At 56.2% G+C, this 10849-nt stretch carries 8 protein-coding genes; 4 read left to right on the forward strand and 4 right to left on the reverse strand.

Translation table 11 applies throughout. The features are described 5' to 3' along the window. Nucleotides 1-2 precede the first annotated feature (2 nt). Nucleotides 3-1775, reverse strand: a complete 1773-nt coding sequence (locus ACX17K_RS05150) for an autotransporter assembly complex protein TamA (protein WP_493773952.1) — start codon at nt 1773-1775, stop codon at nt 3-5. A 305-nt stretch (nt 1776-2080) separates the two neighbouring features. Here ACX17K_RS05150 and ACX17K_RS05155 point away from each other — a divergent pair, with 305 nt between their 5' ends. Beyond that, nucleotides 2081-3088, forward strand: coding sequence for an MBL fold metallo-hydrolase (locus tag ACX17K_RS05155; RefSeq protein ID WP_493773953.1), 1008 nt, complete (start codon nt 2081-2083; stop codon nt 3086-3088). Nucleotides 3089-3243: 155 nt separating this feature from the next. After that, complete coding sequence (locus ACX17K_RS05160; RefSeq protein WP_493773954.1) at nt 3244-3678, forward strand: GNAT family N-acetyltransferase; 435 nt, start codon at nt 3244-3246, stop codon at nt 3676-3678. A 211-nt stretch (nt 3679-3889) separates the two neighbouring features. On the opposite strand, the gene ACX17K_RS05165 is transcribed toward ACX17K_RS05160, so the two are convergent. Then, nucleotides 3890-4375, reverse strand: a complete 486-nt coding sequence (locus tag ACX17K_RS05165; protein WP_493773955.1) for a GNAT family N-acetyltransferase — start codon at nt 4373-4375, stop codon at nt 3890-3892. Nucleotides 4376-4606: 231 nt separating this feature from the next. Between ACX17K_RS05165 and ACX17K_RS05170 the strand changes: the two genes are divergently transcribed. Continuing rightward, a complete protein-coding gene (locus ACX17K_RS05170) occupies nt 4607-5800 on the forward strand; it encodes a GGDEF domain-containing protein (protein ID WP_493773956.1) in 1194 nt (397 codons plus the stop codon). A gap of 82 nt (nt 5801-5882) precedes the next feature. Here the strand turns inward: ACX17K_RS05170 and ACX17K_RS05175 are convergent, their stop codons facing one another. Then, entirely contained in the window at nt 5883-6551 is a 669-nt protein-coding gene (locus ACX17K_RS05175; RefSeq protein ID WP_493773957.1) for a BRO-N domain-containing protein, read from the reverse strand. A gap of 876 nt (nt 6552-7427) precedes the next feature. On the opposite strand from ACX17K_RS05175, the gene ACX17K_RS05180 reads away from it, so the two are divergent. Continuing rightward, entirely contained in the window at nt 7428-8996 is a 1569-nt protein-coding gene (locus tag ACX17K_RS05180; RefSeq protein ID WP_493773958.1) for a hypothetical protein, read from the forward strand. A 668-nt stretch (nt 8997-9664) separates the two neighbouring features. On the opposite strand, the gene ACX17K_RS05185 is transcribed toward ACX17K_RS05180, so the two are convergent. Then, a complete protein-coding gene (locus tag ACX17K_RS05185; protein ID WP_493773959.1) occupies nt 9665-10411 on the reverse strand; it encodes a hypothetical protein in 747 nt (248 codons plus the stop codon). Between the last annotated feature and the right edge of the window lie 438 nt (nt 10412-10849).

Here is a 10849-nt window from a genome sequence, read left to right on the forward strand (position 1 = left end):
GATCAGAAGGCCAGGCCCAGGCTGAGGTTCCAACGGATCTTGCCGTCGCGCTCAGCCTTGGCGATGTCGAAGGACAGCGGCGCCACCGGGCTCATCCAGCGCACGCCGACGCCGTTGGCGTGCTCGGGCTGGAAGCCCTTCCAGCTGTCGGCGGCGTTGCCAGCGTCGGTGAACAGCGCCAGGTACCAGTCCGGCTTGATCGGAATCTGGTATTCCAGGCTGCCGGTGGCCACCACGCGGCCGCCCAGCACCGAGCCGTTGGGGCCGGGCAGGCCCAGGCTCTGGTAGTCGTAGCCGCGCACGCTGTTGGCGCCGCCGGCGCGGAACAGCAGCGTGGACGGCACCTGGGCGCCGTCGCGCGCCCATACCTGGCCCAGCTCAGCCCGGACAACCAGGGTGCCGTACTTGGGGAACGGCGACCAGTAGCCGACCGCGCGGCCGTAGGCGCGCACCATCGAGGCGGTGGAGCCGAACTGGCCCACCGAGCCAGACAGCCGGCCGTCCAGCAGATAGCCGCTGCGCGGCCGCATCAGATCGTCCACCGAGCGCTGGGTCCAGCCGTACACCAGCTGGGTGACGTGGGTGTCGCTGGTCAGCTCGCCGCCGGCCTCGGCGCTTTCCTTCAGGAACTCCACCCCCATCCGCGCCTCGATATTGCCGCGGCTGCGGATGCGCCACACGCCGGCATCCACCGTGTTGGTCTTCAGGCCCTGCACCGTTTCCGACTTGAACGAGCTGGTGATGGAATGGGAGTAGCCGTCGGACTGGCGCGGGAAGCCCAGGCCGAAGCTGACCGCCTGCTGATCGCGCTTCCAGTCCAGCAGCAGCGAGCCGGTGTAGCCGCGGCGGAAGAGGTTGTAATGGTCATAACCGACCCGCACGCCGGGCCCCTCGACCGAATCGTAGGTGAGGCCCAGCTCCACCTTCTGCCGCGGCATCTCCACCACGTCCACCGTCACCGGCACCCGGTTGTCGGCGATATGGTCGAAATCGGCGCTGACGATCACCGACGAGAAATGCGGATCCTGCTCCAGCGCCGACTGGTAAGCCAGCACCTTGTCCTGGCTGTACGGCGAGCCGGGATTGAAGTCGGCCATGCCCAGCGCCACTTTTTCCGGATAGCGCTTGATGCCGTTGACGGTGATCTTGCCGAAGGTGATCAGCGGGCCGCTGTCCAGCTTCACTTCCAATGTGGCGCGGCGGGTGGCGGGATCGATCCTGGCTTCGCTGGACACGATGCGCGCCCGGGGAAAGCGGTCGGCCTGCAGCCGGCGCAGCACCGCGCGCTTGCCGGCGTCCCAGTCCGCCTGGCGGTAGGGCGCGCCCATCGGCAGCGTCCAGGCTTCCAGCACCTGGGCCAGCCGTTGTTGGTAATCGCTCTGCTGGCGGATGTCGCCGTCCAACCGGATGGTGACGTCGTCGATCAGCACCGGCTCGCCGGGGCTGACCTTGACCCGCACCCGGTTGCCGGCCTCCAGCGTCGTATCCACCTTGGCGCCGAAATAGCCCTCGGTCTCCAGCAGCTTCTTCGCCTCGTCCGGCGTGCTCTTCACCAGCGCCTCCAGCCAGCTCTGGTCGACGTCCGGGTCTTTCTGGTTCTCCATCAAATCCAGGTTGTCGCGCAGCAATTGCGCCAGATCGGACGGCGCGTCGATTTCCACGCTGTATTCAATGCCGGCCTGCGCTTGCGCCACCGCCAGACAGGCGGCCAGCGCCAACAGCCGGCCAGGGCGGCATGCGAGAAAGCGCGGAGGGAGGATGGAAAAACGTGGCATGGTTCGATTCAAAAGGGGATGTCGCATGGTAACGGAAGTCAGCGGGGCTGGCGACCGGCAAACGATTGTCAAACAAGGGGTATCTGACCATGTTCGCCCCGCTCAAGTTCACTCCGGGCTTGTTCATGCGCAAGGCATCAAAGTGGGAAAAGGCCGCATCCGCGAATATTTTCCCCATCAACGGCCAGCCCCATCCCCCTCGTTCGCTCTCCCTTCTCATAAAAGCACATTGAAATATAAAAATTAGTCAAAACATTAAATATGCATTTCAGTATTTCACACCGATCTCAATTGAAGCGACCGCCATGAAACCATCGTTGTCTGCCCTTCCCATTCGAACCCTGGCCGCCGCGCTGTTCGCCGGCCTGCAATTGCTCTCTCCCGTCCAGGCGGCGGAACTACCCGCCTCCTCCGAACCCGTCCAGCTACGCAATCAGGCCCCCGGCTTCTTCCGGATGCAGCTTGGAGACTTCATCGTCACCACCCTGTTCGACAAGAGCCTGCAACTGCCGACATCCGTGCTGCAAGGCGCCGCCCCCGGCCAGATCCAGACGCTGCTAGATACCGGCGACAACCCCCTGCCCACGTTTCCGGTTTCCGACAACGCCTTCCTGATCCACACCGGCCGTGAACTGGTGCTGATCGATACCGGCGCCGGGCGCTTCTATGGCGAAGGCGATGGCTCGCTGCTGGATAATCTGCGCGCAGCCGGCTACCAGCCCGAACAGGTCGGCAAGATCATCCTCACCCACCTGCATGCCGACCATATCGGCGGCCTGCTGCGCCCCGACGGCCAACCAGCCTTTCCCAACGCCGCCATCTACAGCCACTCGGCCGATTTCGCGCTCTGGACCAGCGCGGAAATGGCCCGGTCGGCGGACCCGGCCAAGCGCAAACTGCACGGCATCGTGAAAGTCGTCTCCGCGCCTTACCGCGCGGCGGGACGCTGGCATGCCTTTGATGGCCAGACAGAGATCGCGCCCGGCGTCACCGCCGTGCCGTTGCCGGGCCACACCGCCGGCCATACCGGCGTGAAGGTCAGCAGCCATGGCGAAACGCTGTGGGCGGTGGGAGACATGATCCACAACCTGGCCGCCCAATCGGCCCAGCCAGAAATCTATGCCAGCTTCGACACCGACGGCGGACAAGCGGCGGCCACCCGGCGGCAGGCCTTCGCCCGCATCGCCGCCGGCCATGACTGGATCGCCGCCGCGCACGCGCCCTTCCCCGGCATCGGCCGCCTGCGCGACGACGGCGGACGCTTCGCCTGGCTGCCGGCGGAACGATTGCCGCTTGCCGAGGTGCCACATTGACCCTACCGCCAACAAACGCAATGCTCCATCTTGTCCAGCCTTGCACAGAATATTTACCCGGTTATACCGCAGCGCTGGAACATAATTGGACACCCGACAGTGACCATGACCCAAATGGAGCAAGCCTCCTGCTCCGCACGATTCGACGCAATCCAATGGACTTCCTCGCCTCGCTATCCAATCCGAAAGGCCTGGGTGAATCGATCAGACTGGAGGATCGCAGTTTCGTACCGCGCCTGCCATGGATGCGTTTCTGGATACTGGATGAAAACGGTAGTTACGCCGGTGATCTGAATCTACGCTGGCAACACGGCTCTTCCGAATTACCACCTTATTGCCTAGGTCATATCGGTTACGCGATAGTACCCTGGCGGCGTGGCGCCTCTCTCGCCGCCCTTGCGCTGCGAGAACTAATGCCCATCGTCCGCGATCAAGGCTTGAAATGGCTGGACATCGCGATGGCTTCCGACAATCAAGCCTCAATCCGTACCGCACAGAAAGCAGGCGCGCAATGGATTCGGCGCTTCAACGCCGGACCGGAATATGGAAATGCAGAGGCAGAGTTGTATCGGCTCAGACTTGATGAATAAGCGTGCCCACTCGACGACAACCGACATCGACGCATGGCCGGAATGATGCTTCAACCTCAGCACGTGGATGGGTAGTGCCGCGAAATGGTCATTGCTGAAGTAGAACATCTCCAGGATTTCGCCGGCAACGCTAGCGAAATCCTGGACCGCCCCTTTGCCCGCCGCTTGCAGGGCAGGGCGAAATTGGCCTGAGACTCTGTCTCCACCCGCCTTAGCACGCCACCTGCGCCAACAACAGGCTGAAGCGCACGCGGTGCTGGCCGGGACCGCTGTAGTCGAGCGCGACCGGCACGCCCTCTTCCACGCCATCGCCCTCCAGCAGCGCGAAGCCCATCCGCCGGTGAAACGCGATGGACGCCGCGTTGCCCGGCGAGGTGATCGCCTGCGCCTCCGAACATCCCCGCTCGCGCGCCGCCGCGAAGAAGCGGCGGTACAAGCTGCGCCCAATCTCCTTGCCGCGGGCCGCCGGCGATACGCCGACAAAGTGGATGTAGCCGATCTCCGGCCGCGACTGGGACTGGAAACCCACCAGGAAGCCGACAATCTCCTCCCCCTCCACCGCCGCGAAGCCGGTATCGGCGAAATGGTCGAAGAACATGCGGTGCAGCAAATGCCTCACCTGGCGCCCGCCCCACCAATCATCCATCACCGAGGAAATGAACGCGAAATCGCTGGAGTGAATCTGTCGGATCTGCATGCGGCAAGCCTTTCTGTAGCGATCGTCGGCCAGCCTCACGCGCCGCGGCTGGCGGCGGAGAAAAGCGGAAGCCTCGGCCAAAACCGCATTATGCCATTGATATTTCCGCTTAAAACAAACCGTCACCGTAGTGGCTACGTATTTGTTCGTACAAAAACCATCTATCTTGAAGCAGGGTCGCTCCCGCTCGCCGCGCTTGCGATCAACCCTCAGAATCCTGGCGAGGCGACCATGTTTGATAGAAGCGACAAAGGCATCATGCTGAAGGCCATCGTGGTGGCCGCTCCCATCCTGCTGTGCATGGGCCTGCTGCCGGTCTTGTCCTTTTATATCGAAAAACTGCAGGAGCGTGGCAGAACGGAAATCGTCGAATACATCTCGATCGCCCAGGCGGCGATGGAGGTGAAGTTCGACGCCGCCGACCTGAACGGCTGGCAAACCGGCTACGCCTTCGACATCGTGCGCAACGTGGACGGCGCCAGCCGCGACAACGCGATCTCCCGGTCGGAATTCCTGCGCTCCGCCGACAATTTCCGCCGCGACATCCAGTCCCTGCGCGCCATGCCGCTGGCCGCAGACCAGCGCAGCCTGCTGGACAGCGTGCAGCTGGACTTCAACGCCTTCATGGAGCGCGACCGCGACATCATCGCCATGTACCGCTCCCACTCTCCCACCCTGCGCGACAAGGCGTCCAGCCTGGTGATGGGCGAGGAAATCCAGATCTTCAACCACATCTCCCAGAACACCAACGCGCTGGCCGTCTCCATCACGCTGGACCTGATGAGAAAAGTGGCGCAGTCCAACTCCTACGGCATCGTCGCCCGCTGGATCATGCTGGTGATGTGGATCGTCGCCAGCGCGATGGCCATCCTGCTGGTGCGGCTGCTGCACAAATGGCTGGGGCAGATGCGCGGCCTGATGGAAAAGCTGGAAGCCCTGGCCGGCACCGACGAGCTGACCCAGCTGCCCAACCGCCGCACCTGGGACATCCAGATAGAAATGATGCTGGCCACCGCCCGCCGCTACAACCAGCCCATCGCGGTGGCGCTGTTCGATCTGGACCATTTCAAGCATTTCAACGACAGCTACGGCCACCCCGAAGGCGACCGGCTGCTGCGCGAGGTGGCGGTGCTGATCAAATCAAGGATGCGGCAATCGGACCTGTTCGCCCGCTTCGGCGGCGAGGAATTCGTGCTGGCGCTGATGGACTGCGACCTGCCCCAGGCCGTGATCCGCATCGACTCGCTGCGCCGCAACCTGCCGGACAACCAGACGTTCTCGGTCGGCGTCACCTTGTGGCTGGAAGGCGAGCGGATACACAGCACGCTGGCGCGGGCGGACAAGGCGCTGTACCTGGCCAAGAACGGCGGCCGCGACCGGGTGGTGAGCGTGGAGCCGCCGGCGGGAAAGGGCGAGGAGCGCTAGGCAACCTAGCTAGACCAGCCGCTCAGCCGCAGAAAACAGGGCAGCCACCAGCCTGCCCCGCGTCATCCAACCCGCTTAGCGCTCAGCCGGCAATCCGCCCCATCCGTTCAGCCAGCCGCAAGTGGCAAGCTGAAGCCAGTTTGACCAAGTCGGTATTGTTCACCGGCATCCTGCCCGGCTCGGCGATCAGTTCCGCCAAGCCCTCCAGCGTGGCGACGGAACTGGTCAAGCCGATCAGCTTGCCATGCGGCCAGCGCTGCTTGTTGTGGCGCTCGTAATCCAGGGCCACCACCCAGCGCGAATGCTGCCACGGCCCGGGGCCGCGCAGCACCGCCTCCATCACCGCCCGCCCCACCTGCTGCGCCGCCTCGGCAGCCAAGGCCAGCGCCAGATGCAAGCTCTCCGCCGTGGTGGCCGGTCCGCCCTCATGCAACAAAGCCGGCCGGGTTTCCTCCTGCCACCAGCGCCGCAACCGCCGCGCGCCCGGTTTCTTGATTCTTCTGACCACCTCATCCAATTCGCCTTCGGACAGGCACAGCACCGGCTCGTCCTCGCCTGCCAGCAACAGCAAGCGGCCGGCCGGTTGTTCCAGTGTTTGCAGCAGGTCTTCCACTTCCTGCTTCATCGAGGCGGCGATTTCGGCGGCGACGAACCAGAAGCCTTCTTCGCGGCGGATGACGCGCAGCGGGAAGTTTTTGGCGTAGTCGAGGCGGAGGGGGAGGTTTACGGAGAGGTCGAGGTGGTGGTTCATGGCTGGGCCTCCTCATGCGAGTTGGCCGCTTGATAACCAGCTTGGTGCTGCGCGTGGCAATGCGTTCGCGTTGAGTCAGTCGGAGGGGAAGAGTGTCTGAAAGCGCGATGCGCTTCAGGTGAGAAACAAATCATGGCCATGGTGGCCTCCATGTGATTCGAGATGAGAAATCCACCTTGTCGGGGTGGGGGCGCTCTCAACGTCACATGAACGTCCGGGTCCTTACGGATACCCGACACCCCCCTTGATCGCATTGGCGTGCTGACGCACGTGTAGCGGAATGAAGGCGTAATAATACCGCCAAACTGGGCGGGTGCAGCATGTGACTTGAGAGAACGTCCAAGCTAATCCGCCTTCAGCTTTATGTCAACGCGCTAAGCATTGCTGCGTAATCAATGATTTGACTGCTAATCATTGCGGCCAAAACTTGTTGCTCTGAAGCGTTTTGGTTCCGCCCAAAGGGCGGCCAGGGGGCTGCGCGGCCAGCCCCCCGGCACCCCCAGGCCGCCCCAACAGCGCGGCGAAACCCCGTCTCCAAATCCATTCCCAAGGCGCCGCCCAACTCGCGGGGCGCTAACGTCGCCCCGCTCAAACAAATGGCGGCTTAAGACCTTGGGAATGGCTTCGGAGCCGGCTTGCGTTGATGGGATGGGGAGAAAGGGTTTGGTTTAGAGTTTGTTACTCAAGGTGTTGATGGACTACGTATTTGTACATAGGTGTTTTTCGGGGAGATTATCCACGAACAAACTATTCTGAGGAGTAGTTTGAGAGGGTGAAGAATAAAGTTAGATTCATGCAATGAGTTTATAAGCAATAATAAATTATTCCATACGTCATGATGATTGATTGGGAAGAGTGAGTTATTGAGGGTGAGATATGCTTAGCCAAAAAAAGAAACCGGTGTTTTTATGGCGTCCAATCATGCAGATATCAGGCATGCTCGATCCCTTTAGTAAAAATTCTCCCAAGCATAATGCAGATATTGCTGTTGGGAAAATTTTAAATTGGCTGGTAGAAAAACAGGGAATTGATTTGCCAGATAGTGCATTTCAAGGAGAATCGTTTGAGGTGGATGTGAAAAGCTCTCATCCTATAGAGGGAATTAAGCTGGATGAATTTTGGTCAATTCAGTTTAATAAGTCTGACGCTGAGGTCCCTGGAAGAGTTTGGAGAACTGAGGCAACAGTTGTGTATTTGAAATCATCTGCATTTGTAGGCGTCAGGCTTTCATTAATTGATTCGGTTTCTGATTATGAATATTCGTCTAGTGTGCCAACATTTATACAGGAATTGATTAGGAATCCTGGCATATGTGATTATGATGAAACACTATTCAGCACTGTTGTAATTGCAGAGTCAAGGGAAGAAGTACTTCGCTTAGTTAGTTTAATTCGTAATGAAAGTAGAACAAGGCCTGTAGTTGTTTTTACAGAAAATAGTGCATATGATGTGGAAGGTGAAGCAAATATTGCAGCGAGAAAATTGGCCAGCTTAGCTCATGTTTACATGATTAATAATCAGGGCTCTCGTATTCTTACAGATTTTTTAGGAGCAGAGTTCTCGGTCTGGGGGGGAGCAGTTAGAACATATCAACCAAAATTTAATTCTGAGGTTGATGAGCCGTTTTTTCATAGATTGGCTACTAGAGAATGGTTGCGGCGAAGGTTTACGAAGATAGAAAATTTTTTCTATGTATTGCTACAGTCATTTGCCCCAATAACTGTTCATGGCTCTTATCTTGGGGATATGCCTTTTTTCCAAGAGGTCAAACAAACTTGGTTAGAAAGTAAAAGAAGTAAAGAGAAAATTTCACCTGAAAAAGAATATCTACTAATGGAGATAGAGTTGTTGAAGGAGAAAATAGTAGAAAAAGAGTCTGAGTATAATTATGCGTTAGAAGAATTAAGTCGAGTTGAGCAGCAAAAAAATCAGTATCAAGCGCAGCTATTTTCGATTAGAGCACATAATGATAGGTTGGGAAAAAGGCTTGCTGGAATGCAGCAAGCAATAGAATATCCTGATAAATTTGATCAAATTCAAAATTGGGTTAATGAGAATTTTCCCTCAAGGTTGATTTTGCATAACAGAGCAGTTAGAGTTGCAGTTAAGAGCAAGTTCAACAACCCTATACTTGTATACAAGTGTCTAGCACGGCTTGCAAACGAGTACCGTGATGCAAGACGAAATGGTGGTAGTTTAGAGCATTTGTTTGAAGATCTAGGTGTTCAGTTAGCAAGAGTAGGAGATCAGGGCTTACTTAAGCAATGGAAAGATGAGTATTATATACGACACAATGGAATAAGTCGTTTTTTAGAATGGCATTTGAAAAAGGGTGTCGATAGAAATGAGTTAACAACTTTGAGAATATATTTCTTTTATGATGAAGATGATGAAATGGTTGTGATTGGTCATTTGCCGAGTCATCTAACAAATGATATGACTTAGCGTCTTACGAATAATGTTAATATCTTATAAGTACTAATCTTATTTGGAAAAATGATTTATAAAGACTTGCCTATCTAACTAGATGTGTCTCATACCAAATATGTTTGATCGGCTTTGAATAAGTGAATGGTGCATCGCTCCTTTGGGGAGGCGCACCCTACGGTTGGGATCGAACCGACGCGCCCCATGTCCCCATCAGCGCAAGCCGGCTTCGAAGCCATTCCCAAGGTTTTAAGACGCCGGTTGTTCGACGCGGGGCGACGTTAGCGCCCCGCTAGTTCCGGCGGCTCCTTGGGAATGGGTTTGGAGACGGGGTTTCGCCGCGCTGTTGGGGCGGGCTGGGATTGCCAAGGGGCTGGCCGCACAGCCCCTGGCCCGTTCGCCGGGCGGAACCGGCACCAAAATCAATCGTCCGCAAAGCGGACACAAATGCATTGTCGTCGCAACGGTGCGTCGCCCTTGCGGGATGATGCACCCTGCCTGTTGTTTGGGAAAACGGAAGATGTGCCCTGCCATTGATTAATGCAATAGAGCGCCTTCCCGCATAAAAACCGCCTAGCGGTGGGGGGGGTTAAAAATTATGGGGCAGTGTTCAAACGTCAAATGCATAAAAAAGCCCACCAACTGGCGGGCTAATGAACCTTAGATATTGGCTGATAATCCATAAATTAAAAAAACATACCAGCCCCTTCCATAGCACCAGCACCAAATCCGCCACCATTAAACTCACCCAACGATCCAAAGCCTATTTTCATATAAAAAAGAGCGGCCAGCAAGGCAAATCTAGAGCCCTTCCCTTTGATTTGTTGCGGAGAGTAACTTGACGAAAAATTACCTATTGAAGCACCTACGATTGGCCAACCACCACCAAATATCTCCGTTGAGCGAAATGTAATGGAAGGCGAAGAGCTTATCGCACAAACTAATTGATTTTCCGTTTCCCAAGAGACGAAGTTGCAATTTGTGAACCAAGAATTCTTAGCATCTGGAGAGAGTTTATACAACTTCGAGCTTGCAGCCTTTCTTACTCCGCCACGATCAAAATCAATAGTGTAATTCACAGCTCCAACAGCACCATCTGTTGAAGGAGACTGATCACTCATGTTATCTTTTTTAACTTCCAGAGAAATATTGCTTAACTGCCGCCCCTTCTCAAAATGCGTTACCCACTTCTCTTCTTTTGATTTTTCCAGCCATAAACTACCCATGCCATCATCGACATTTTGATTGACTTCAAAAACATTATTCCCTGGGTAAACAGTTCCAAGAAGAATCCAATCATTACCAGTTGCCAGCCTTATCTTAGCGGTATATACGTCAGCATGCGTACTTTGATTTAATATGTTGATTTTAACATGCTGAGCATATGAAGCCGCTGAGAAACCTACCAAAACCATGGCAGCAATGATTTTCATAAAATATCTCCTTTTCTGATTAGTGAATTCCTGCATGGGAAACAAACACTCACTCAATCTCACCCATGCACAACACGGAAAGTAAATCTTACTTAATTACACTAATCATACTAAGTGATTTATGTAACCGCTCTTGCGCTATAGCTTATATCAGGCATATTAACCTCAGCACACGCGACAAAAGCACATAAACATTTACTTACAAAATGCCATAATGCTACTGACATTTTGCCGTGTGCGCGTATGCTGAAACGGTTCAAGCCCGTAGGGTGCATCACTTCAAAAAGGAGAAGCCGATTAGACGCAATTTGATATGGGAAATGGTGCGTCGCCCCTACGGGGTGACGCACCCTACGAGTGGGACCTAACCGGCGCGCCCCATGTCCCCATCAGCGCAAGCCGGCTCCGAAGCCATTCCCAATGGTTTTAAGCCGCTGG

The organism is Chromobacterium sp. INPA-IVC (assembly GCF_059047085.1).

Bases quoted from the DNA above. Each gene is read 5' to 3' on its own strand.
- ACX17K_RS05150 (WP_493773952.1), bottom strand. From the start codon at position 1,775: ATGCCACGTTTTTCCATCCTCCCTCCGCGCTTTCTCGCATGCCGCCCT.
- ACX17K_RS05155 (WP_493773953.1), top strand. From the start codon at position 2,081: ATGAAACCATCGTTGTCTGCCCTTCCCATTCGAACCCTGGCCGCCGCG.
- ACX17K_RS05160 (WP_493773954.1), top strand. From the start codon at position 3,244: ATGGACTTCCTCGCCTCGCTATCCAATCCGAAAGGCCTGGGTGAATCG.
- ACX17K_RS05165 (WP_493773955.1), bottom strand. From the start codon at position 4,375: ATGCAGATCCGACAGATTCACTCCAGCGATTTCGCGTTCATTTCCTCG.
- ACX17K_RS05170 (WP_493773956.1), top strand. From the start codon at position 4,607: ATGTTTGATAGAAGCGACAAAGGCATCATGCTGAAGGCCATCGTGGTG.
- ACX17K_RS05175 (WP_493773957.1), bottom strand. From the start codon at position 6,551: ATGAACCACCACCTCGACCTCTCCGTAAACCTCCCCCTCCGCCTCGAC.
- ACX17K_RS05180 (WP_493773958.1), top strand. From the start codon at position 7,428: ATGCTTAGCCAAAAAAAGAAACCGGTGTTTTTATGGCGTCCAATCATG.
- ACX17K_RS05185 (WP_493773959.1), bottom strand. From the start codon at position 10,411: ATGAAAATCATTGCTGCCATGGTTTTGGTAGGTTTCTCAGCGGCTTCA.